This is a genomic window from Idiomarina tyrosinivorans, assembly GCF_003987475.1.
Classification (GTDB): Bacteria; Pseudomonadota; Gammaproteobacteria; order Enterobacterales; family Alteromonadaceae; genus Idiomarina; species Idiomarina tyrosinivorans.
In genome coordinates, this window is record NZ_PIQH01000007.1 from 99,213 (window position 1) to 121,846 (window position 22,634).

Here is a 22,634-nt window from a genome sequence, read left to right on the forward strand (position 1 = left end):
CTGCGCGCTAGTATACAACAATGCACCGCAGTTAGCATTTCGGCGATCGCGATCCGTATTCCAACGTATTACAATACATTCAAGCCAAGCAGTTTTTAGGGGGTGAGTATGTCCAAACTAGATAGTGATGAAACGTTTGAACTGTTCCGCCAGGAAATGAATGATGTCACGCCCCTGAGTGGCGAGCAAGTGGCCGACATTAAGAAGGCATTTGAACCAACGCTGGCGCAAAAAGAGCGGCGCCGTGCTGCCGAGCAAGCTGAACAGGAAGATGCCAACTTCCTCTCTACCGAGTATGTGGACTTGGTGGAACCAGGCGAGGAAATCAGCTTCCGCCGTGAAGGCGTGCAAGACGGGGTATACAAGCGCCTGAAACAGGGGCGTTACACCATGGAAGCCAGTTTAAACCTGCACAATCATACCCTGCGTGAAGCGCGCACCGCATTATTCAACTTTGTGCAGGACTGCCATAAAGCGGGGGTACGTACCGCATTAGTGATTCATGGCATGGGTAAAAACAGCAAGCCGCATCCGGCGCTGATAAAAAGCTATGTGAATAAATGGCTGCGTGAGCTTAGCCCGGTATTGGCGTTTCATAGTGCACAGCGCTTCCACGGTGGCTGTGGCGCGCTGTACGTGATGTTAAAGAAAAATGCCGAGCAGAAGCAGCTAAACCGCGAGCGCCACGCTAAAAAGTGAGGCGCCCGCTTTGCACCAGCCCCATCACTAAGCCAAAGGTGCCGCCCCCCAAGCCAAGCGTGTAACCCAAGTAACACTGCCAGCGCTTGTTGGCTGGACAGGTGATGTGGCGTTGCACTTTGCGCTGATACAACACAATGCCTGCTAAGAAGATGCAGTAAGTCACCACCGGCATCACCCAGCCGTCATCGATTTGGTAACTGCTGATAAATAGCCCACCGGCAAGCACCACAAAAATGGCCGCTTGGTTACGTAAACGTCGGAGACCGGCTTTATCGGCGTCGGTATTGGCCCATTTTTGCGCTTGGTGCGAACCAATAAAAATGCCGGCTAATGCACCAAACAGTGCCAGAGCGTATATACCGAGAATCGCTAACCACTTAAAGCCACCGGCCGAACTCGCTGCGCCCCAACCGGCAGCGGCAACGGGCGGACTGGCAAAGGTTAGACTGCTGCCCAGAATAGCGCTAACACTCAGTGACGGCGCAGTAAACAACGCCGCCTTGCCAACCCGCTTCATGAGCGTTTCCGCTAATGCGCCGCGTGCTCTAGATAAACGCTGACGAACAACCGCACTGCTCAGCCCTAGCAGCTCTGCCACCTGTTGGCTGGATTGCTGCTCGCGGTAATACAACACCACCACGTCGCGCGTATCGTCGGGCAAGGTATCCAACGCCTGACGCAGGAACTGCGCCTGTTGGTCACGGCTGAGCTGCTGTTCGGGCGTATCCGGTTGGTCGGAATCGAACTGCGCTTCGAGCTCTTGGTTAATATTGACCATTAACTGGTAGCGCCCCGGATGTTCCTTTTCTAGCCACTGGTAGGCACAGTGCCGGGTCATTTGCCGTAACCACGGTAGGAAGCTGGCATGGCGACGTAACTGGCCAAGCTTCTGCCAAGCCAGAATAAAGGCCTCTTGCGCGACCTCTTCGCTGGCGCGGACATCTTTAACAATACCCAATGCCACACTGGCGACGAGGTTCTGAGTGCGTGCGACCACTTTGGCGTAGGCTTGCTGATCGCCTTGCGCTGCCGCAGCCACCTGCAGCGTGAGCTCATTCATGGCAAGCCTCCTTTATAAAGTGGTTAAGTTGCTGAACAAATTTTTGCGGCTGATCCCACATAATAAAGTGGCGCGCATTGGCAAACTCTAGCAACTGGATATTCGGGTTACCAGCGATTTGTTCGCGGTACAGTTGCAACGCGTGTTGCTGTTGTGCGCGTTCACTAAAACCGCCAGTCGCCGCCATTTGCAGCATCGGCACTTGAATAGCCGCTAGGTTATCCCGCAAATCGTTGACCATAAGGGCATACATGGCTTGGCCGGCGGTTTGCGGATCTGACTGCTCAGCCAACGCCAAGACTTTCTGCTGGTCTTGTTGGCTCGTGGCTTGAATGGCAACCCCTTGTTGCGCCTGCTGGCGCAGTTGCTGTTGGCTAAGGTGGGTAAAAGCCGCACGCATTTGCTGCGCTTGCGGTTTCATCATCGCCACCGTGACATCGGCATTGCGCATCATCAGCGCCGGTAAAAATGGCACGCCATCGACGCTAACGCCACAGCGCAGGCTTTGTGGATGCTCGATGGCTAGCTTGTAGGTGAGCGTGCCACCCAAGCTGTGCCCTACCACTACTGGCCGTTGCGTGTGTTGTTGCAGATACCTATTGATAGCTTTTGTAACTGGGTCGAGAAACTGCTGTTGAAGCTGCGGATTGGCGGGATTTTCACCAAAGCCAGCAATGCTCAGAATATGCACTTTGTAATGAGCGGCTAAGCGAGCGGCGGTACCTTGCCACACCGACGCATCACTCATTAGCCCAGGAATAAGCACCACATCTTGGCCGCTGCCTTGCGTTTGCACCTGAACAATGTCGTCGGCATGCACTTGCGTGGCTAAGAACAAGCCAAGCGCGGTAAAGAGCGGTGCAATGGCCAGCAGAATGCGAGCCCGCCGTTGTTGTTTGTGGGTCGTTTTCATCTGTGTCTCCAGCAATAAAGTAAAGGGTTACCTCTACAGTCAGGAGTTTGGCGAAAACTGTGACATTTATTTTTTTATTAACGCGAAGCCCGTATACTGTTTGCTATTGTTAGAGGCGGGATAAACACGCAAAGGCCGCACTGACGCAGATATTAAGGACGAAAGCATGATTCACAGTATGACCGGTTACGCACGCTACGAACACAAAGCCGATTGGGGCAGTGCCGTGTGGGAACTGCGCTCGGTAAACCAACGCTATTTAGAAACCAACCTGCGCCTGCCAGAGAGCGTGCGGGCGATGGAAAATGCCCTGCGCGAACAACTGCGGAAAAAACTGAACCGTGGCAAGGTCGACTGTAATTTGCGCTTGCACATAGAGGCCAGTGCGCAGACCGCGTTGAATTTAAACGAAGATTTGGCCAATAGCGTGCTCGCCAGTGCCAAATGGGTGAATGAACAAGGCGCCGCTCACGGCAATGAAATGCAGCCAGTAGATGCGTTAGACGTATTGCGCTGGCCCGGTGTGGTCGCCGCCGAAGAACAAGACATGGACGCCCTGCAAAAGGAACTGATGGGGGCTTTTCATACCGCGTTAAAAGACTTTATTAGCAACCGCGCCAGTGAAGGTGAAGCGTTAAACAAACTGATTGTTGAACGCCTAGAAGGCGTAGAAACGCAAGTGGCGCAAGTGCGTGAGCAAATGCCCAAAGTGATGCAATGGCAACGCGAACGCCTACAAAACCGCTTTGAAGAAGCCAAAATAGACCTAGACCCACAACGCCTAGAGCAAGAAATGGTAATGCTGGCACAGAAAACCGACGTCGCCGAAGAACTTGATCGCCTAATCGCGCACGTAGCAGAAACCCGCAAAATCCTGAACAAAGGTGGCGCCTGCGGCCGCCGCCTCGACTTCATGATGCAAGAGTTCAACCGCGAAGCCAACACCCTCGGCTCCAAATCCATCGACGCCGACATCACCGCCGCCGCCGTAGAACTGAAGGTGCTGATAGAGCAGATGCGGGAGCAGATCCAGAATATTGAATAGTTTTGGCGTAGCCTGCGGTTATTACCGCAGGTACGGCTCCGAAAACAGGTTGTTTATCAAAACAAAACCTGGCACGTTAGCCGAAATGGCCTGAGCGTGGAATGTGAGTGAATGAAAGAGGGATTTTACGAGCTTTTAAAAAGCGAGGAGCTTGAGCGATCAATCGCCGAGTCTGGTCTAAGCCAGGTTAGCGAAAAGTTAGATATAAAAGCGAGTAGCCGCCACTTAGCTGAAGTCCTAACTGAAGACATCTCTAATTTATTAGCTGAACTGCAGAATAATGGTGGTTCAGACGATGAAAAGCTTTTGCGCCAACTGGAAATGCTCAATGACCTGCTGGTCTACACGAGAAAATTTGCTAACTTAGCGCCATCCTCTCCTTATCAAACCCCACCCACAGTTTTACGTGCGTTGTATAATCCAGCACAGCATCAAGAGAAGCATCCTGAGTTGCCTCAGGTCGGTATGGCACAGCCTTGGTTGTTTACCTCAGGAAAAGATTCGCCAGCACTATTTCACGAACTGACGGCGGAACTTTCTAGCTGCCAGCATGTTGATATCTTGATGAGCTTCATCACGATGTCGGGTGTTCGAAAAATTATTAATTTACTCCGCGATATCACAGCGATGGATGCACAGCAGCAGTCCAGAACGAGTCTAAGAGTTATTACAACAACATACACCGGCGCGACTGATCTGAAGGCTGTAAAAATGTTGGCGGAGTTGCCCAACTGCCAAGTGAAAATTTCGCTAGACGGCCGCCGAAATAGGCTTCACGCGAAAGCCTGGATTTTTGAACGTGATACAGGTTTTGGCTCTGCGTACGTTGGTAGCGCAAATCTCTCTGGGGCTGCCCTCATGGGTGGACTAGAATGGACTGTGAAATTTACCGAAAGAGGCCAGAAGTTTTTATATCAGCGCGCTAGGGCACACTTTGAAACGCTCTGGCAAGATGAAGAGTTTCAAACGTTTGATCCGAAAAGTGCCGTCCACGAAAAGGAACTTCGTATTGCACTCGCGCGGGAGAGCGGTAGGCCGGATTATGGAGACAACGTCATTACGACGTTTTTCGATATACAAGCCAAGCCATTTCAACAAATTCTACTAGATCAGCTTCAGAACGAGCGAGCCCATGGGCGTCACCGTAATTTATTAGTCGCTGCCACCGGGACTGGCAAAACCGTTATGGCTGCATTGGATTATAGGCGCCTTAGCGAACAGAAAGGCGGAAACCCACGGTTATTGTTTGTTGCTCACCGCAAAGAAATTCTACAGCAATCATTAGCTACGTTTAGGCATGTTCTCAGAAACGGCAATTTTGGTGATTACCTTGCTGATGGACACGAACCCGATTCTTATACTCACTTATTTGCCACTATCCAAAGTGTTAACAGTCGTAAGTTAATTGAGCAATTAGGTTCTAATTACTGGAATGTGGTGATTGTTGACGAATGTCACCATATCGAAGCTGGCTCGTTTAAGTTACTCATTGAGCAACTTCAGCCTCAGTATTTACTTGGTCTCACGGCAACGCCAGAACGCGGCGATGGTCTTAATATTTTACGGCATTTCGATTTGCGACCTGATGGAACGCCGTCTGCACAATTAAGATTATGGCATGCACTAGAACAGCAATTGTTAGCACCATTTGAGTATTATGCTTGTGCTGACGGCATTGATTACTCAGGCGTAAATTGGCGCGGGGCTGCGGAAATATCGCATTTAAATAATATTCTTACCGGTGAAACGAGCCGAGCTTTTGCTGTGCTTAGGGCATGGGATGAACAAGTTAGTGATATTGGCGAATGTCGGGCTTTAGCATTCTGCGTTTCGGTCGCGCACGCCGAATTTATGACGCAATTTTTTAATGAAAATGGTGTAAGAGCTGCTCTGGTAACAGGGCAGACATCATCAATCGAGCGCAAGCGATTACCTGGCATGTTAGAGCGGCGTGAGATCAATGTGATAGTAACCGTTGACCTATACAACGAAGGAATCGATTTACCTTTTGTGGATACGTTATTACTGCTACGTCCCACACAGAGTGCGACCTTGTTTCAACAACAAATTGGTCGCGGGCTTCGCTTATTTGAAGGCAAAGATAGTTGCCTAATTTTGGATTTTGTCGGCCAATACTCACAAGATTTTCGCTTTGACGTTCTATACAGCGCAATTACCGGGCTATCAAAGCGCCAAATTACTGAGGGTGTGGAAAAAGGTTTTGGCAACCTTCCTCCAGGCTGCTATTTACAGATGCAAAAGCAAGCCAGGGAACAAATTTTAGGTAGTCTTCACCGAGCTGTCAGCATAAATTGGCGGCGCCTGCAAACAGAACTCCATAGTTACCAAACGCGTCACGGTTCGGGAGATGTTCACCTAGCGGAATTTATTCGTGAACAAGCAATCGATTTTGAAGATATTTATCGCGCTAACGGCGCCTCCGGATGGACACGCCTGAAACGTGATGCCCATCTCATATCCGGCGAGCCTACTGATCTCGAATCTAGACTAAACCGCCGTTTTAAAGGCTTACTTCATATCGATGATCCAGAGTACTTGGATGTCATTCGGTCTATTGGCCAAGGCACTCTAAGTTGTGATGAGTTATCACGTAAACGCGCTTTGATGCTGGCGTATCAAGTTTGCGGAGGAAAGTCTGTACAGACGGTCGATGGCTTTTTAAATGATTTGCGGCAAACGCCAGAATTGCTGGTCGAACTGACAGAGCTTGCAGATGCACTCGATGCCTCAACGAATGAACAATTCAGGCCTTTGCCTGAGCTGGAAGCGTCAGGGCTAAAATTGCATAGTGCTTACCAAAATCGCGAAATCATGACGGCTGTTGGTTATCATACTGAAATACATTTTGCAGCAGTGCGGGAGGGGGTTTGGCGAGATCAGGCTGCAAAACTGGAGTTGATGTTCGTGACTCTGGATAAGCAAAATGCCATTCACGAAGGTGTAGCTTATGACGATTATGCGATAAGCCGTAGCTTATTTCATTGGCAATCGCAGAATACGGCTACACCGCAAACGCCTGTTGGGAAGCGCTACATAGAAAGCGGAACAAATGGTTGGCAGTTTCAACTGTTCGTAAGAGTTAATAAAGACTCTCCTTATCGAGCATGTGGGCCGCTTGAATTTGTAAAAAGTGAAGGTGAAAGGCCTATGAGCATTACTTGGCGATTAAAATACCCGCTAACGGCTAAATTATTTCAGGAATACTCTGTGGCCCGTTAGGCTTGTGTTGTTAGCCAAATACCTACCGATTCTAAAAAACGTTGATGTAGTTAACGCAACCGCTATAATGTAATTAACGCTATTTTGATAAAAATCAAATAATTGTTTTTATTGTGTTTTTTGTTCTCTTTTGTAAATAATAGGGTTGCTTTATGGGGTTTCCACTTCGCGTTGTGAGTCCGAGCTTCGACGCTCCGCTAACGGATACGTTAATGGAGCTGACTCATTTAAGAAAGCTGCGTTTACATGGGACCACGGCGCCGTGGATATTCTTCCAGCTGAAAGAAATATTTCACATCCTGGAAAGTGTCGGCTCAGCTCGTATTGAGGGAAATCGGACAACTATTTCGGAATATATTGAGCGTAAAATTGAAAAAAGCGAGCACGTTTCCGAACGATTTTCTGAGATAGCGAACGTTGAAGCGGCTATGGATTTCATAGAACAAGCGATAGAAGAAGGCTCTGATATTACTCATCACTTTATTCGGCAACTTCACGCTTTGGTTGTTGGAGATTTGACTGTCGAGGGTGATCGCACTCCCGGAGCTTATCGATCGTGGAATGTTGAGATATCCCAGTCAGCACATGTACCTCCAGACGCAATTCATGTGCAAAAATACATGGACGAACTTTTAGACTTTATCAATGAAAAGAGCTCGGAAAAATATGATTTACTGAAAACAGCTATCTCACACCATCGCTTTACCTGGATACATCCCTTTGGAAATGGCAATGGCCGAGTGGTTCGTTTGTTAACGTACGCATTGCTTATCAAGTATGGATTCAATGTTAAGGACGGTAAAATTTTGAACCCAACAGCCGTTTTTTGTAATGATCGGGATTACTATTATGAACGGTTAGCAGATGCCGACCTAGGCACCGATGAATCAGTACTTAACTGGTGTGATTATGTGCTAACGGGAATTTTGCACGAGGTCACTAAAGTCAATAAGCTACTCGATTTTGAGTTTCTATACAGAAAAATCCTTGTACCAACGCTAAATCTAGCGAAAGAGCGTGGATACCTTACAAACGAAGAAGCACGGGTACTCAGTATCGGTATTGAAAAGCAGCATTTTAAAGCTGGTGAACTCGACGATATCTTAGATGGTCTATCGATGCGGCAACGTACACATTTGATTGCTAAGATGAAGGACGCTGGCTTTATTCGACCACTAAAGCCAAACGGTCGCACTTATAGTGTCAGCTTTATGAATAATTATTTGATGCGGAGCTTGATTCAGGTGCTTGAGAGAGAAGATTTCATTCCAGCGATTAATAGTTAATGTAAATTCACAACCGTCCTACCCAATACATTAGGTATATAGACAGTGAAAAACGCGAACAAACGTATCTGCCCGTGTGGTAGTGGCAAACTATTTGAAAACTGCTGTATGAGCAAGGGTTTGGCAATGCCAGCGGAATTGCATGACGCTATTCAACAAACTGTTTCGATGAATCCTAATTTATCGCTGGATGATTTAAACGTTGTATTGCAAAAGCGAGTAGACGAGCAGAATAACAAGCCGCAAGCTGACTTTTGTGGTTTGTCGGCGAATCAAATGACTAATTGGCTCTACGCGCCTTTATCTGAGCTGAAGAACGTCACCATTCAAACGCCATCTGACTTAAGCGCGAGCCCAGTGATGCGCTATCTTGAAGTGATATTGGATGCCATTATAGAGCAGGGTGGTGCCCTTAAAGCCACGACAAAAGGCAACTTACCGGCGGCTTTAGTGAAGCGCGCCAGTGAACTGTTGCCTGAATTTGCGTTGGCAGAATTCAACGATACTGTCAGTATTAGCGATTACGCGGGCAGTAACGAGGACAAGTTCAACGCTTTACATTACACCCGCGTTCAAGCTCAACTGGCGGGAATCATTGCTATTCGCAAAGGTAAATTTCAGTTAACCCGTTGGGCACAAACCCAATACCCAAAATTAGGGATTAACGGATTTTTCCCGGCACTTTTAGAAGCGGCGACGAAGCGCTATAACTGGGGATATTTCGATCTTTGGTCAGAGGATATTCCTTTAAGAGAATTTTGGTTGTTCATGGTCTGGCGAATTCAAAAGCATGGCGCACTTGAGCAGCTTACCGAAGAGACGGCGATAGCGTTTCCCGATGTACTGGATTTTTTTGAAGACGATAAATACCAGACGCCAAAGGAGCAGCTGCGTTCCGTAATTGAGACGCGCTTTTTAACACGCTTCTTGGAGTTTTTTGGGTTTGTTGTGGTAAACCCTAGAATTTTTAATAATGGTAAGCGTGTTCCAACAGATGTGCGCTTACTGCCGATGTTAGCGCAGACTTTTCAGTTTTCGGTAAGCTAAATAAATGACACTTTCGCCACCTACCAATCCTCCAACTGCTGAAAATCTTTAATCCGTTCGCGTTGCAGGGCTAGGGCTTCAAATACGTCGTCGTAGCTGTTGTTATGGTTGCCCAAGTTCGGTAGCGCGAGTGTGGCTTGAGTAAAGAATTCATTAGTCTGTTCGCCCCAGCCTTGCTGCCACCAATAAAGAATGCGTTGTCGCGACGCTTGCAGGCGTTTTGAGGTTGGTAGCTTATCCGATTTCTGACCGTTCGCTGCAGTAGTCGTTGGCAGTAGATTCCACAAGTCGTTGTTCGGCCAGCGTGCGAAGGGTAAGGCGTGGTCGATAGCATAATTTGATGCTGAAAGCTTATCGTCAGTCCAACAACAGTGCAGTGGATGGTTTGCCATCAGTTCTTCTGCACGCTTTCTTACGCGGGCTGTCGTCCGCTTTGGGTCTTCCCAATGCAAGGCGTTTAGGTAGTCCAGTTTGGTTAGCTGCTTTGCCCTATTGTTTTCGTAGCCTGCCATGAGTACGGCCCATTCGTTCACTAGAGCCGGCTCTATCCAAACACTAAATCGTGTCAGTGAATCCCAGATATGTCGCGGTACACTAAACTGGCCAAATGCTGAGAGAAAATCCAGGTCCAAACAAAACGCGTTTTTAGGCTGTGAGTGACGTGCCAGCGCTACGTCAAACACCGCGGTCTGGCTGTTGGGTAAGGTAATATATTTCGCCGGCATGTTTTTGATAGTGGCCGAGATATCTTTTAATGCTCGAAACAGGCCTTGCCCGAGGGCATCATCGCTATAGCTGGCACCAATATAAAAATCGTTATTGCTGTAAGGCGTTAGTACTTTCCAGCCGGTGTCCTTGATAAACCCGATGCCGCTTGAGCTGCCTTGTTGCATACCATATTGGTCAATTAACGGTTTATACAGTTTTAACCAATAAAGCGCGACCAGCCCCATAGGCAGCGCAACATGCGTATCGGACTGATCAATGACCGCGCCCGGGTGTCCTTCGGCAATGCGCAGCAGCGCGCGTAATAGCGCCACCTTGTAAGTCGACGATTTGTTGTCGTTCACCACAATATTTCTGAGTAATGGAAAAGCGCCGGTACCGTCATCAGGCAGGGTGAGTAATACGGTTTGCCAGCTTACGTCGTTGCGGCCGAGTTCGTCTTTTTGATTGGCTGGCGTTAGTAGTCGGTAGGTCAGGCCAAACTGCTTGGCAAATTCTGCCAGTTCGCTCGCCGATACCGGGTGCATGGTGCGTTCGTCATGGCAACTTCCATGACGAAGCGATATCACCAGTTTGCCGTTGGGCTTTAATAAACTGCTTAATTTGCGGATACAGCGTTCCCGGGACGAGGGTGCTATGTGCATCCAGACGGCGCTTAGCAAGATCAAATCAAACTTGGTTTGTAGTGCGAATATTTTGCTTAATTCTGGTAGCTGGTCGTCGACCCAATGTATGGGTTTGCGTGTAGCTACTTGGTATTTGGGTGATGCCTCGCGCAACTCTGCCGCAGGTTCAACAGCAACAACCGTCAGCCCTTTGGCGGCGAGGTATCGTGCGTCACGTCCTGACCCTGCACCGACATCGAGGACCATGCCTTCGCTCGGGATATGTTCTAACCAGTCTTTATGCACGGCCTCAAACGGCACATCATCGTATTGTGCCGCTAGGGTTTCTGCGTTTTTGCTGTAGAACGAAATATTGTTATCCATTATGGTGACGTTGCTTTTTCTCTTAATCCATTGATTACACCATACACCTAGACAAAAGCCGAGACATGCGCAAATCCGATAAAAAAATGGAAAACCAGATTATTCAGCGGCTTACCGACGTGTGTGAGACTATGAAACCGCAGTTGTCCGGGTTTATTTGGTTAACCCACACCGTCGACTATCAGCGCTTCCCTGCCAGTTTAACCGTGACGCTGGTATTTAATGAAGAGGTCGCGGAGTCGGTGCTGATGGAGGAATTCAAACAGCTAATTCCGTTGGTACAGCACGCCCTCAAACCGGTGATTGGCAAACACCTACCTGCCAAGCAAATCGAAGCGCGGCGCGAACACCGTCTGCATTAATCAACCGCCCACCTAAAAAAAGTCCGAAAAATATTTGCTTTATTCGACTACATCTGTAATCTTTGGCCTTAAGGATTACATGTGTAGTCAGTTTAAGGAAGCGAAGGATGCCGTCAAACATTGATATTTCAAATGCCGAATTGGAGATCTTGAATGTCCTCTGGGAGTCGTCACCTCAGTTCTCGGCGGATATTGTGAAAACCGTTCAGCAAACCAACGATTGGCACGAGAAAACGATTAAGACTTTGCTGAGCCGCTTGGTGAACAAAGGCGCAATTGATTTTCATAAGTCGGGGCGAGCCTATCGGTACTTTCCGTTGGTTGATCAAAAGGACTACCAAACCAAGGTCAGCTCGACCATTGTCGACCGCCTTTTTTCTGGGCGCCTATCCGGTTTAGTCTCGGGGTTTGCGCAGCAGCGGAATTTAAGTCGTGAAGATGTGGAGTCGTTAAAACGCATTATTGCCGACTGGGAGCAGCAACAGGAGCAGAGCGATGATTAAACTGCTCGTAGGCTACACTCTAGCCATTTCATGTGCCTGCCTGGTGTTACTGATATTCCATAAAGGGTTACTCAATTTATTGGGTGCCAAAACCCTCTATAACCAATGGTTGGTTATGCCGCTTATTGCGACTTTAGCCATTGCAAGCCCTTGGCTAGCCCCGGCGCTACAATCGGTGTGCATAGCAATGGGTATTTCGGTGCTACCGACCTTTGCGGCCATTGTGGGTTATGCCGGCAATAATTCTGCGGTTACAGCAAATATTACAGATAGCTCATGGTCAACCATCACAACGGTTTGGCTATGCGGTGCAATGGCAATGCTAGCCGTAACAATTGTAGAAGCTGCTGTATTGTCGGGTCGTGGCAGCACGCATATCGGTCGACTGCGATTACAGCGCACTAAAAGCATCACAACGCCAGGCATATTTGGATGGCTGACCCCCACCATTCAACTGCCCCAACACTTTAGCCGCAGTTATACCGCCGAGGAACGCCGACTCATTCTGCGCCACGAGCTCATGCATTGGCGTCGCGGCGACACCCGCATCAATTTACTGGCTTGGCTGTTGGTCTGCTCGCAATGGTTTAATCCGTTGGTGTGGCTGAGCTACCGTCGCTTCCGTGCCGACCAAGAATTAGCCTGCGATGCTGATGTGTTGGCGCAATTTAGCCATGACGATGCTTCATCTGGCACTTTGGCCTATGCCGAGGCATTACTGAAAACCACGATTCATTCATCCCGAGATAAAGGCTTGGTACATCTAGGCCTTTGTAGTACTCACTATGGTTATCATCAAGGGAGAGTTACCATGATCAAAGAACGTTTAATGCAATTAAAACAGCGCCACACGGTGCGTCGTGCTCCAGCTCTTGTGAGTGGGCTACTGGTTTGTTCGTTAGCAGTTATTTGGCAGCTACCTGCGCATTCAGAATCTAGCCAGGCGTCTGCGGCAGACAATAATAAGCCGCTAATACCCACGTTACGCGTTGAGCCGCGGTACCCGCAGCAAGCGGTGGAACAGGGTATTGAGGGGCATGTGGATCTGTCATTTGTGGTCAATGATGAAGGCAAACCGTCGCAAATTAAGGTGCTAGATTCGCAACCAGAGGGCGTGTTTGATAGGGCGGTAATAGCTGCACTTGAGCGCTGGCGCTATGTTCCGCAAGACAACAAGCCCATGCAAGTTCGCATGCAAATGAAGCTCGATAAAGACTAACTCCTGTCAGCCAATAAACCAGTGCTTATGCATTATGTGTGAGCACTGGTCCCTCATTTCACAAAACCCTACTCATATTGTGGTATTATTCCTCATCAGAATACGGACGTTTGTTTGGCCGTTGTATTGCCTAACGAGGAAGAGAAAATGACTGGCCCATTACCCCCATGTCCAAAATGCGGTTCGGAGTATGCCTATGAAGACCGCAACTTGCTGGTTTGCCCTGAATGCGGCAATGAGTGGGTGGCAGGTAGTGAAACAGCTAGCGACGATGAACTTGTAGTAAAAGACGCGCACGGCACGCAATTGAAAGACGGCGACTACGTTACGCTGATTAAAGATTTGAAGGTAAAAGGAACCTCAGCAACCGCGAAAATAGGTACCAAAGTAAAAATTGGTCGACTCGTCGAGGGTGACCATAATATCGACTGCAAAATCGATGGCATTGGCCCGATGAAGTTAAAATCCGAGTTTGTGAAAAAGGCCTGAACAAACGAAAAACAAAGGTATTTTATAGGCTCTATTATGTGCGGCTCAGTCGCGCGACAGGGTTTTAATCAGGTGCCAACCGAATGCGGTTTTCACTGGGCCGTGAACTTCGCGGGTTTTGACCAAAATATGTAGTGCCTGCGCGCTCGCCATGCTCTGCTCCTGTCTGTTGCTGTAGCACTATTATTGTACCCTTTTGTGAGGCCAGTTTGCGATATAATGCGCAGCAACGTTCCTCAAACAAACACGAGTTATGCAAAAGCCACCGTTACCTACCGGCAAGTACCAGCATTACAAAGGTCCGTTTTATCAAGTGATAGACGTTGTCCGCCACTCCGAAACCGAAGAATGGTTAGTCCTTTATAAGCCGCTTTACGGTGACCAAGATCTTTGGGTTCGCCCCTACGACATGTTTGTCGAAACCGTGGAAATAAACGGTACTGCACAACCGCGATTCACCTTCGTGAACTGACAAAATAGTTCACTTCTGCTATAACATAATAAACGCATATATATAATCGATGCATAAAACACTGCATTTTGCGAAGTAATTATATATTTTATATATAAAACAATATTTTATATTTTTAATAATCAATGCAAAAATGCGCCGTATTTTGATCTTTCGGAAGCACTATTTAGCGAGAAAAGTGTGTGTCAAAGTTAACAGATAACATTATTTTAACGCTTAAGCTTGAGCCAAAGTCTGCTGCAAGTTTAGCGAGACAGTTAGGTGTGGATGGAACGACGATTAGCCGTCAATTGGCAAAATTATCGTCCCAAGTGCTAAAGGCTGGTGAGGGCAGGTCTACAAGGTGGTTTTTGCGTAGAACACTCCCTCAGTTCAATGGCGCTACGTCACTGCCTATCTATCGGGTAAATCGTAATGGAGAGGCCGAAAAGATGGCCGAACTTTACAGTGTGTATCCTGCGAACTGCTATTTGGTGCAGTATTTTCGCTTCGAATCTGACGCCAATAAATCTGTTAGCGAATGGAAGTTCTATGAGTCGCTTCCTTGGTGGCTTTCCGATATGCGACCTCAAGGGTTTCTGGGGCGCTTGTTTGCGAAGCGCTTAGCAGAGCAATCCGAACGAGTAGATACAGACCCTCGAGCTTGGTCCGATGATGATGTATTGGCGATGCTAGCAAAATACCCGCAAGACCATATTGGCAATTTATTGATTGGCGCTGATGCTTATCAGCGTTGGTTAAATGCACCAGTGAAAAAGTCCATAAACGACAACGATGCCTCTCTTATGGCAGAGCAAATTGCCAGTGGCGAGCATTTCGATTCATCTGCCAGAGGAGAGCAGCCAAAGTTTACTGGAAAACTTGGAGACGCTGAATGCATCGTTAAGTTCTCGGGGCGAATCAGTGGCGACCAGACCGATTCGGTTGCTAGGCGTTGGGCCGATCTATTGCACGCTGAGGCTATATCATCTCATGTGATGAACCGCTCTGACTTCCTAAAAGCGGCACATAATCGCAGTTTCTGTGCTAACCACAGGGTGTTGCTTGCTTCTAGACGTTTTGATCGGTTGAATAATGGTGGCAGAGTAGGCGTGGTTTCATTCCTAAGTCTTGAGGCAGAGTTTGTTGGGAAGGGGCTGCAGTCATGGCCTGAAGTTGCAGACGAATTGCAGGCGCAGCGAGTAATTACTGCCGAAGCAACTAATCAGTGCAAAATAGCTTGGGCATTTGGCCAACTTATTGCGAACTCAGATATGCACCTTGGCAATGTATCCGTAGAAAATTGCGGTGGTCGACCGCTGTCATTAGCACCTATCTATGACATGCTCCCAATGCACTTTTCTCCAAAGCCTAATGGAGACTTGCCGTCTTCGGTGTTCCCGATTAGAACAACTGCCCGTGTATCAAAAGTCTGCTGGCAAGCGGCTTATCAGATGGCCTTGGACTTCTGGCATAACGTGTTAGAAAGCGCGGATGTTAGTGAACACTTCAAAATTCTAGCCAGACAGCAGCTCGCAGCAGTAGATGAATTTTCTTCGGTCATCAATCGTATGGCGTAGCGATATCAAGCCAATAAAAAAAGCCCCAACCAAAATGGCTGGGGCTAACGTCGCTGTCACGTTCCAGCGTTCACACAACTCGGTTTAAAAGTGGTAACTCAGGGTCGCTGAGTAGTTTCTTGGGGCGCCGTAGTAACCCTGTGACCAATACAAGCTGTTGATGTACTTTTCATCGGTCACATTGTTTGCGTTCAGGCTCAAGCTTAATTGTTCAGTGAATTGGTAGCTTGCCATCAGGTTCAAACGGCCGTAGGCATCTTGGCGCACAATGATCGGCTCGCCAGCATTGTCGTATTGCTCTGCCACTAAGCCCTCATTGCGGTAGATGCTCGCTTGCCATATGTAGGTGGCGCCGATTTTCAACTGCGGCAGATTACTCGGGCTGTAGGTTAGTGAGGTACGGAAGAGTTGCTCTGGGGTATAACTCTCGACCGTTTCGTCACCGGAAATATCAAACGCCGTGGCGGCAACTACGCCATTTAACCCTGGTGCAATTTCTCCCGACAGGTAAACCTCTATACCCTTGCTCTCAACTTCTTTGGCTGCTCGGTACACCGTTTCAGGCACGTTCGTCGACGGGTTTTGCGCAGTGCCGTCGGCGACGGCTAAGTTCTCTTGTTTTACCTGAAAATAGGCGGCCGATAGCAACGCGTTGCCGTCGAATAATTCCGACTTTATGCCCACTTCGCTATTCTTACCGGTTAACGGTGGCAAACGTTCAAAGTCACGATTTCGCTCGCTTTGCGCCATAAAGGTTTCGGTGTAAGAGCCGTAAACCGTGGTGGAGTTACTTAACGCGTAGGTTAACCCAAAATATGGGATAAACTGGCTTTCATCGCGCGATTGGTCCACTCCATAGCCAATTCCGTCGGCGACGAACTGATTAAAGCGTCCTCCGAGCAAAAGCTTGGCGTTTTTGGTTAGGCTCAAGCGAGTTTGTGCGTACACCGATTTTTGTGTGGTATCAATAACGCTGCCGTCTTCACCGTCGGTAAATTCGGGCAATGGCGTGTTACCGTCCCACTCAGGCAATGCTGGCATGGCGGGGAAGCCGTTGCCGGTATGGTAATCATAGAGTGAGGTATCTACCCAGTCTAAACGCGCATAGCTCGCCCCAACGACTACTTGGTGGGTCAGTCCCCAAGCATTGAAGTTACCGCTTAAATAGGTGTCGAAAGTATCCTTTTGTTCATCTAGGGTATAGTCGCTACCGTAACCGATAAGGCCAAGCCCGGTTTCGGGATCCAGCCCAGCTTGCGCGTCGGCTAAATAGGTGTAAAACAATACCGTGTCTTCGTCTTTGCGTTCACGGTTGTAGGCAAAGCGCAAACTCCAATCGTTGTTCAACGCGGTGACCACGTCTATGAAAGATCGGCTTTCGCTGACATTCCATTCCGACCAGTCGGCGGCGATGTTGGTTGAACGGTCAAAGTTGGTCGGTGTCCCGTCACCATAGTAAAGCGTCAGCGCGCCCCAGAGTGGACCATCGGTATTACTTCGATGTTCGCTGTGGCCGATAGTGATTAGGGTATCAGCGGTCGGTGCGTAGTCCAGCACGCCGTAAAATACTTGGCTATCGTTGCTGTAGCGGTCTAAATAGGAATCGCTGTTGTCGGTCACCGCGACAATACGGCCGCGGACATTGTTTGTCAGAGTACCGGAAACGTCGCCTTGCAGCCGCTTACCACTCCACGAACTCAACTGTGCGCTAAAATTGGCGTGAGTTTCGGTAGTCGGGCGTTTGCGCACTAAGTTTACCGTTGCTGAGGGGCTGCCGATTCCGGTCATAATGCCGTTGGCGCCGTGGATGACTTCGATTTTTTCATACAGCGCGGTATCGATGCGCCCGTGTGAATTGCCGTTCGCCAAAGGCAAGCCAATCCCGTCTATTTGAAAGTTATTCACTGCAAAGCCACGCGAGCTAAAGTAGGTGCGGTCGCTCTCGACTTGCTCAACATTAATCGTCGCCGAGGTTTCTAATGCGGTGTTCAGATCGTCCAGCGCAAAGTCTTTGATTTTTTGGCTGCTAATGCTGGATACCATTTGTGGGGTATCTTTCAAACTGATGTCTAACTTGCTGGCGCCTTGCTGGTTATTGGTTAAATAACCGCTTTGCTTCTCACCAGCGACTTCAATGCGTTCTATATCATCGGCCTGTTTTTCTTGTGCCAGCACAGTGCCTGTGTGGATTGCAACGGCTACGGCTAATGCTACGCGAGATACGGTTTTCACGGCGTTGTCCTCTATCAACAATGGAAAGTCCGGCAAGCTTAATGTAAATGCGAATGATTCGCAATACCTAATTTGAGTTGGTTATCTCCCCCAGTCAAAATGCACAGTTTTCATGCAAATTAGGTTGATTCTTATTTAGGTCTAGTTGATAATGGTTATCAATTAACTTGAGAGGTGGTTATGACGCTTTGGGATCTACAGGCTAATCAAATTGCCCATGTTCAAAACTTTCACAACGCGTTGTCGACGACTGTTGCCAACCGTTTAGAAGAAATGGGATTTTGCCAAGGTCAGCCAATTGTGTGTTTGCGTCGCTCGCCCTTAAAAGGGCCGCTAGTGGTGCAATTGGGCGATTGCGTGTACTCGCTTGAGCAAACCATTGCTGAGCAGATCCATTTAACGGCAGCGTAGGCCAAAAACCGCTTCCACCCTCTTGGCAAACCGTTTAGATAGTAGGGGCGTCATGCAACGCATTATTCTTGTAGGTAAGCCAAACAGCGGCAAAAGCTTGCTGTTTAACCAACTCACTGGCTTACGCCAAAAAGTCGCCAACTTCCCGGGCGTTACGGTTGAATTAAAAAGTGGCCAGTTTGATGAGTTCGAACTCATCGACTTCCCTGGCACGTATTCCCTAAATAGTCTTTCGCGCGATGAACAAATAGCCATCGAAAAACTGAATATTGCGGTTCACGACGAACACACTTCAATGGTGGTTTGTGTACTAGACGCAACCCGCTTAGAGCGCAGTTTGGTGTTCGGTTTGCAAGCGCAGCGTTTAGCGGAAGAAAACGGTAAGTCGGTAGTGTTTGTGTTGAACATGATCGACGAAGTGCAAAAGCACGGCTTTGAAATTGATGTAGACGGTTTGCAACAGGCCTTAGGGGCGCCGGTATTTGCGCTATCGGCGAAAAAGCTCATCGGTGTCGCAGAATTCAAAAAGGCATTGCCGGCGTTAGTTAAGCAAGGCAAAACCAGCCATCACGATATTCCTGAAGCACGAGAAAAAGTCATTGAACGTGCGCGTAACATCAGCAAACAATATGGCATCCAAGCCGATGTTGTGCTGAAAAGCCAGAATCGTATCGACCGCTTTTTACTCCACAATGTACTAGGTGGCGTTGCCTTCTTGGCGGTGATGTTCTTACTGTTCCAAAGTATTTTTACTTGGGCGACGCCGTTAATGGATGGGGTGGAATGGTGTATCACCGAGTTCGCGCATTGGTTAACGGCGTTAATCGGCCCCGGAATGATTTCCGACTTCTTGAACGATGCCGTGTTTGGCGGTGTTGGGGCATTTTTAGTGTTTGTGCCGCAGATTATGGTGCTGACCTTTATTATTGGCCTGCTGGAGGATAGCGGTTACCTCGCCCGCGCAGCGCTGATTTGTCATAAACCATTGAGTTATTTCGGTTTGTCCGGGCGCAGCTTTATCCCATACTTATCCGGCTTTGCCTGCGCTATTCCCGGCATTATGGCCGCGCGGACTATCGAATCGCCGCGTAAACGGTTGATTACCATGATGACCATTCCGTTGATGTCGTGCTCGGCGCGGTTACCGGTATATGCTTTGTTGGTTGCGGTACTGATACCAGAAGATGCAACGCTGTTCGGCATTTTTGATTTCCGTGGTGCGGCGTTCTTTGGCTTGTACCTGTTCGGTATTATCGTTGCGCTTATTGTGAGTTTACTGCTCAATCGTTTTACCCGTAACCAAAGCGACGAAATGGATATGCCATTTATTTTGGAGTTACCATCGTATCGGGTTCCGCATTGGAAGCCGCTATTTCATCGGGTATTGAACAGTGGCAAATACTTCATTCGCCGCGCGGCACCGGTAATTTTCATTATCTCTTTGTGTTTGTGGGTGCTTGGTTACTTCCCCCAAGGCGCGGGTCTACAGGGCTCATTCTTAGGCCAAATTGGCCATATCATCGAACCGATTTTTGAACCCATGGGCTTAGACTGGCGCTATGGCGTGGCGATTATTATGTCGTTCTTGGCGCGGGAAGTTTTCGTTGGCGCGCTGGGTACATTGTTTGGGATGGCCGGTGCCGACGACAATATCGCCGGCTTAGCGGCGAATATTCAAGCCGATGGTTTGACTCTGGGAGCCGGCCTGGGGCTGCTGCTGTTTTACGTGGTGGCATTGCAATGTGTTGCAACGGTAGCAACCCTTCGCGCTGAAACCGGTAAAGGCTCTATTGCTTGGGGGTTAATGGCGGCCTATGGCGTACTGGCTTACATTATTGCGGTGGTCACCTTCCAACTGGTGAGTTAACCCAAACAACCTAGCCATTTCCCAAATATTTTCGGCCCCGTGGCGATATCGCTTCGGGGCCTTTTTATACAAGTATCGCGGACTTCACTGTTAACCCCGAAGTTTCCGATTATACCAATCGTCTTTTTAACATTCCATTTACATCTACTTTCGGCAAAATTCATCTACGCTCATTTCAGATGTGCACAGACGTTTTCCCATTAACTGCAATTATTAACAGGTGAGTCCAATGTTGAAAAAAGCCTTTCCTGCTCTGGCGGTTTCCATGGCGCTCGCGATCTCTTCGGTCGCAGTGGCGCAAGATATGGAAGGCCAAGCAAAGTCAAACCAGTTCTGGTGGCCGAAAAAACTGAATCTGGAGCCACTTCGCCAACATAGTGTCGAATCTAATCCCTACGGTGCCGATTTCGATTACGTTGCAGCCTTTAACCAGCTCGATTTGGAAGCGGTTAAGCGCGACATCAAGCAAACCTTAACCACCGAACAGCCTTGGTGGCCAGCCGACTATGGAAACTACGGTCCGTTCTTTATTCGGATGGCATGGCACGGCGCCGGTACTTACCGTGTGGAAGATGGTCGTGGCGGTGCTGCCGGTGGGCAGCAACGGTTCGAACCGTTGAATAGCTGGCCAGATAACGCCAACTTAGACAAAGCGCGGCGCTTATTATGGCCAGTGAAACAAAAGTATGGCCGCAATATCTCTTGGGGCGACTTAATGGTGCTCACCGGTACCGTGGCAATGGAGTCTATGGGCTTTAAAACCTTTGGCTTCGCGGGTGGTCGCAAAGACGACTGGGAGCCCGACATGGTGTATTGGGGCCCAGAAACTGAATGGCTAGCGGGCGATAAACGCTACAAAGAAGGCCGCGAACTTGAGAAGCCCTTAGCGGCGGTGCAAATGGGCTTAATTTATGTAAACCCAGAAGGTCCAAACGGTGTTCCGGATCCGCAGTTGGCGGCAAATGACATCCGCGAGACGTTTGGGCGGATGGCGATGAACGATGAAGAGACCGTCGCACTGATAGCGGGCGGCCATACCTTTGGTAAGGCGCATGGCGCGCACGATCCGAAAGACTGTTTGAAAGAAGCTCCTGCGGGCGCCGCTATTGAGGAGCAAGGCTTGGGTTGGAAAAATACCTGTGGCAAAGGCAATGCCGAAGACACCATCACCAGTGGTTTAGAAGGGGCATGGTCGGTAAACCCTACCGCATGGACGACCCAGTACTTGGACAACTTGTTTGGCTTTGAGTGGGAACAAACCCGCAGCCCTGCCGGTGCTATTCAGTGGCAACCGAAGGATGGCCAAGGCGCGAACATGGTGCCAGACGCACACATCGAGGGTAAACGCCACGCACCAATGATGTTCACCACCGATATCGCCTTAAAAGTGGATCCAAAGTATCGTGAAATTGCGAAACGCTTCCAACAAAACCCTGAGCAATTTGAGTTAGCGTTTGCAAAAGCGTGGTTCAAATTAACTCACCGTGACATGGGGCCTAGAGCGCGTTACATCGGTCCAGACGTACCGCAAGAAGCCTTGATCTGGCAAGACCCGATTCCGGCGGTGGACTATAAGCTCATCGACAGTAGTGATATTGCTGATTTGAAAGCCAAGGTACTGAATTCTGGGTTAACAGTTCCTGAATTGGTACGTACCGCTTGGGCCGCAGCAGCGTCATTCCGTGGCACCGACATGCGCGGTGGTGCCAATGGTGCGCGCTTGCGTTTGGCACCGCAGAAAGATTGGCAAGTTAACAATCCACAAGAGATTGCTAAAGTGCTGGCGAGGTTGGAACGCATCCAAAACGATTTCAACAACGCACAGTCTGATGGTACCCAGGTTTCTTTGGCCGACTTGATTGTCTTGGCGGGTGGCGCTGCGGTAGAAAAAGCGGCAAAAGACGCCGGTTACAACGTCACTGTGCCGTTTACGCCAGGCCGTAACGATGCCAACCAAGCGCAAACCGATGCTGAGGCTTTTGCGCCATTAGAGCCGCATGCCGATGGCTTCCGCAACTTCTACAGTTCAGAAGCGCGCTACAAACCGACTCAGGCGCTGGTTGACCGAGCTAACTTGCTGACGTTGAGCGTGCCGGAAATGACCGTCTTGGTTGGCGGTATGCGGGCGTTGAATGCCAACACCGGTGGCAGTAAGCATGGTGTCTTTACCGACAAGCCGGGTACGTTAACCAATGACTTTTTCGTGAATTTATTGGATATGGGAACCCAGTGGAGTCCAGCCAAAGGTCAGCAGGGTATCTATGAGGGTCGTGACCGCGCGACGGGTAAACTGAAGTGGACGGCTACACCAGTAGACCTGATCTTCGGTTCTAACTCAGAGTTGCGAGCAGTGGCTGAGGTTTACGCGTCAAACGACGGTAAACAGAAATTCGTCAACGACTTTGTTGCTGCATGGGACAAAGTGATGAAGCTCGACCGCTTCGACTTACACCACTAAGTGATTCAGCAAAAACACAAAAGCGGCACCTTGAGTGCCGCTTTTTTAGTCCTA

Annotated in this window: 19 protein-coding genes; 14 read left to right on the forward strand and 5 right to left on the reverse strand. The window is 48.9% G+C overall.

Features of this window, described 5'->3' with window-relative positions; genetic code table 11:
- The first annotated feature begins 108 nt into the window (after positions 1–108).
- Positions 109–699 (forward strand): DNA endonuclease SmrA, encoded by a 591-nt coding sequence (gene smrA / locus CWI84_RS08345; RefSeq protein ID WP_126842137.1) that lies wholly within the window; start codon positions 109–111, stop codon positions 697–699.
- Here smrA and CWI84_RS08350 read toward each other — a convergent pair.
- Positions 689–1,762, reverse strand: coding sequence for an RNA polymerase sigma factor (locus tag CWI84_RS08350; protein ID WP_126842138.1), 1,074 nt, complete (start codon positions 1,760–1,762; stop codon positions 689–691). The genes smrA and CWI84_RS08350 overlap by 11 nt on opposite strands.
- Positions 1,755–2,675 (reverse strand): alpha/beta fold hydrolase, encoded by a 921-nt coding sequence (locus CWI84_RS08355; RefSeq protein WP_126842139.1) that lies wholly within the window; start codon positions 2,673–2,675, stop codon positions 1,755–1,757. Before CWI84_RS08355 ends, CWI84_RS08350 begins: the two co-directional genes overlap by 8 nt.
- A 166-nt stretch (positions 2,676–2,841) precedes the next feature.
- Here CWI84_RS08355 and CWI84_RS08360 point away from each other — a divergent pair, with 166 nt between their 5' ends.
- From CWI84_RS08360 to CWI84_RS08375, 4 genes are all read left to right on the forward strand, one after another.
- Positions 2,842–3,720, forward strand: coding sequence for a YicC/YloC family endoribonuclease (locus CWI84_RS08360; protein ID WP_126842140.1), 879 nt, complete (start codon positions 2,842–2,844; stop codon positions 3,718–3,720).
- A gap of 111 nt (positions 3,721–3,831) precedes the next feature.
- A complete protein-coding gene (locus CWI84_RS08365; RefSeq protein WP_126842141.1) occupies positions 3,832–6,960 on the forward strand; it encodes a DUF3427 domain-containing protein in 3,129 nt (1,042 codons plus the stop codon).
- A gap of 212 nt (positions 6,961–7,172) precedes the next feature.
- Positions 7,173–8,246 carry a Fic family protein gene (locus CWI84_RS08370; protein ID WP_198674500.1) on the forward strand — a complete coding sequence of 358 codons (1,074 nt, stop codon included), beginning with the start codon at positions 7,173–7,175 and terminating at the stop codon, positions 8,244–8,246.
- Between the two features lie 45 nt (positions 8,247–8,291).
- Positions 8,292–9,293, forward strand: a complete 1,002-nt coding sequence (locus tag CWI84_RS08375; RefSeq protein WP_241968759.1) for an SEC-C domain-containing protein — start codon at positions 8,292–8,294, stop codon at positions 9,291–9,293.
- A 20-nt stretch (positions 9,294–9,313) separates the two neighbouring features.
- On the opposite strand, the gene CWI84_RS08380 is transcribed toward CWI84_RS08375, so the two are convergent.
- Complete coding sequence (locus tag CWI84_RS08380; RefSeq protein WP_126842144.1) at positions 9,314–11,008, reverse strand: class I SAM-dependent methyltransferase; 1,695 nt, start codon at positions 11,006–11,008, stop codon at positions 9,314–9,316.
- Positions 11,009–11,073: 65 nt separating this feature from the next.
- Here CWI84_RS08380 and CWI84_RS08385 point away from each other — a divergent pair, with 65 nt between their 5' ends.
- The 4 genes from CWI84_RS08385 (at position 11,074) to CWI84_RS08400 (ending at position 13,581) form a co-directional block, all read left to right on the forward strand.
- Positions 11,074–11,370 carry a hypothetical protein gene (locus CWI84_RS08385; RefSeq protein ID WP_126842145.1) on the forward strand — a complete coding sequence of 99 codons (297 nt, stop codon included), beginning with the start codon at positions 11,074–11,076 and terminating at the stop codon, positions 11,368–11,370.
- A gap of 107 nt (positions 11,371–11,477) precedes the next feature.
- Positions 11,478–11,873 carry a BlaI/MecI/CopY family transcriptional regulator gene (locus CWI84_RS08390; RefSeq protein WP_126842146.1) on the forward strand — a complete coding sequence of 132 codons (396 nt, stop codon included), beginning with the start codon at positions 11,478–11,480 and terminating at the stop codon, positions 11,871–11,873.
- A complete protein-coding gene (locus CWI84_RS08395; RefSeq protein WP_126842147.1) occupies positions 11,866–13,092 on the forward strand; it encodes a TonB family protein in 1,227 nt (408 codons plus the stop codon). The genes CWI84_RS08390 and CWI84_RS08395 overlap by 8 nt, the downstream gene beginning before the upstream one ends.
- 147 nt (positions 13,093–13,239) lie before the next feature.
- A complete protein-coding gene (locus CWI84_RS08400; RefSeq protein WP_126842148.1) occupies positions 13,240–13,581 on the forward strand; it encodes a zinc ribbon domain-containing protein YjdM in 342 nt (113 codons plus the stop codon).
- A 45-nt stretch (positions 13,582–13,626) separates the two neighbouring features.
- Here CWI84_RS08400 and CWI84_RS11825 read toward each other — a convergent pair whose 3' ends face one another.
- The gene (locus CWI84_RS11825) at positions 13,627–13,734 is read right to left on the reverse strand and encodes a peptidyl-prolyl cis-trans isomerase (RefSeq protein WP_241968760.1); all 108 of its coding nucleotides are present in this window, start codon (positions 13,732–13,734) and stop codon (positions 13,627–13,629) included.
- Between the two features lie 100 nt (positions 13,735–13,834).
- Between CWI84_RS11825 and CWI84_RS08405 the strand changes: the two genes are divergently transcribed.
- Together CWI84_RS08405 and yjjJ are read left to right on the forward strand one after the other, a co-directional pair.
- Complete coding sequence (locus CWI84_RS08405) at positions 13,835–14,053, forward strand: DUF1653 domain-containing protein (protein WP_126842149.1); 219 nt, start codon at positions 13,835–13,837, stop codon at positions 14,051–14,053.
- Positions 14,054–14,235: 182 nt separating this feature from the next.
- Entirely contained in the window at positions 14,236–15,612 is a 1,377-nt protein-coding gene (gene yjjJ, locus CWI84_RS08410) for a type II toxin-antitoxin system HipA family toxin YjjJ (RefSeq protein ID WP_126842150.1), read from the forward strand.
- 84 nt (positions 15,613–15,696) lie between these two features.
- Here yjjJ and CWI84_RS08415 read toward each other — a convergent pair whose 3' ends face one another.
- The gene (locus CWI84_RS08415) at positions 15,697–17,844 is read right to left on the reverse strand and encodes a TonB-dependent siderophore receptor (protein ID WP_126842151.1); all 2,148 of its coding nucleotides are present in this window, start codon (positions 17,842–17,844) and stop codon (positions 15,697–15,699) included.
- Between the two features lie 180 nt (positions 17,845–18,024).
- On the opposite strand from CWI84_RS08415, the gene CWI84_RS08420 reads away from it, so the two are divergent.
- The 3 genes from CWI84_RS08420 to katG all read left to right on the forward strand — a co-directional run bounded on the left by CWI84_RS08420 (position 18,025) and on the right by katG (position 22,580).
- Positions 18,025–18,255 carry a FeoA family protein gene (locus tag CWI84_RS08420; protein WP_126842152.1) on the forward strand — a complete coding sequence of 77 codons (231 nt, stop codon included), beginning with the start codon at positions 18,025–18,027 and terminating at the stop codon, positions 18,253–18,255.
- A gap of 52 nt (positions 18,256–18,307) precedes the next feature.
- Positions 18,308–20,122: a ferrous iron transporter B gene (gene feoB / locus CWI84_RS08425; RefSeq protein ID WP_126842153.1), complete on the forward strand. Its 1,815-nt coding sequence runs from the start codon at positions 18,308–18,310 to the stop codon at positions 20,120–20,122.
- A gap of 229 nt (positions 20,123–20,351) precedes the next feature.
- Positions 20,352–22,580: a catalase/peroxidase HPI gene (gene katG / locus CWI84_RS08430; protein WP_126842154.1), complete on the forward strand. Its 2,229-nt coding sequence runs from the start codon at positions 20,352–20,354 to the stop codon at positions 22,578–22,580.
- Positions 22,581–22,634: the final 54 nt, after the last annotated feature.

What these genes read in the sequence shown, in the direction of transcription:
- smrA (WP_126842137.1), top strand. Translation starts at nt 109, where the DNA reads ATGTCCAAACTAGATAGTGATGAAACGTTTGAACTGTTCCGCCAGGAA.
- CWI84_RS08350 (WP_126842138.1), bottom strand. Translation starts at nt 1,762, where the DNA reads ATGAATGAGCTCACGCTGCAGGTGGCTGCGGCAGCGCAAGGCGATCAG.
- CWI84_RS08355 (WP_126842139.1), bottom strand. Translation starts at nt 2,675, where the DNA reads ATGAAAACGACCCACAAACAACAACGGCGGGCTCGCATTCTGCTGGCC.
- CWI84_RS08360 (WP_126842140.1), top strand. Translation starts at nt 2,842, where the DNA reads ATGATTCACAGTATGACCGGTTACGCACGCTACGAACACAAAGCCGAT.
- CWI84_RS08365 (WP_126842141.1), top strand. Translation starts at nt 3,832, where the DNA reads ATGAAAGAGGGATTTTACGAGCTTTTAAAAAGCGAGGAGCTTGAGCGA.
- CWI84_RS08370 (WP_198674500.1), top strand. Translation starts at nt 7,173, where the DNA reads ATGGAGCTGACTCATTTAAGAAAGCTGCGTTTACATGGGACCACGGCG.
- CWI84_RS08380 (WP_126842144.1), bottom strand. Translation starts at nt 11,008, where the DNA reads ATGGATAACAATATTTCGTTCTACAGCAAAAACGCAGAAACCCTAGCG.
- CWI84_RS08385 (WP_126842145.1), top strand. Translation starts at nt 11,074, where the DNA reads ATGCGCAAATCCGATAAAAAAATGGAAAACCAGATTATTCAGCGGCTT.
- CWI84_RS08390 (WP_126842146.1), top strand. Translation starts at nt 11,478, where the DNA reads ATGCCGTCAAACATTGATATTTCAAATGCCGAATTGGAGATCTTGAAT.
- CWI84_RS08395 (WP_126842147.1), top strand. Translation starts at nt 11,866, where the DNA reads ATGATTAAACTGCTCGTAGGCTACACTCTAGCCATTTCATGTGCCTGC.
- CWI84_RS08400 (WP_126842148.1), top strand. Translation starts at nt 13,240, where the DNA reads ATGACTGGCCCATTACCCCCATGTCCAAAATGCGGTTCGGAGTATGCC.
- CWI84_RS11825 (WP_241968760.1), bottom strand. Translation starts at nt 13,734, where the DNA reads ATGGCGAGCGCGCAGGCACTACATATTTTGGTCAAAACCCGCGAAGTT.
- CWI84_RS08405 (WP_126842149.1), top strand. Translation starts at nt 13,835, where the DNA reads ATGCAAAAGCCACCGTTACCTACCGGCAAGTACCAGCATTACAAAGGT.
- CWI84_RS08420 (WP_126842152.1), top strand. Translation starts at nt 18,025, where the DNA reads ATGACGCTTTGGGATCTACAGGCTAATCAAATTGCCCATGTTCAAAAC.
- feoB (WP_126842153.1), top strand. Translation starts at nt 18,308, where the DNA reads ATGCAACGCATTATTCTTGTAGGTAAGCCAAACAGCGGCAAAAGCTTG.
- katG (WP_126842154.1), top strand. Translation starts at nt 20,352, where the DNA reads ATGTTGAAAAAAGCCTTTCCTGCTCTGGCGGTTTCCATGGCGCTCGCG.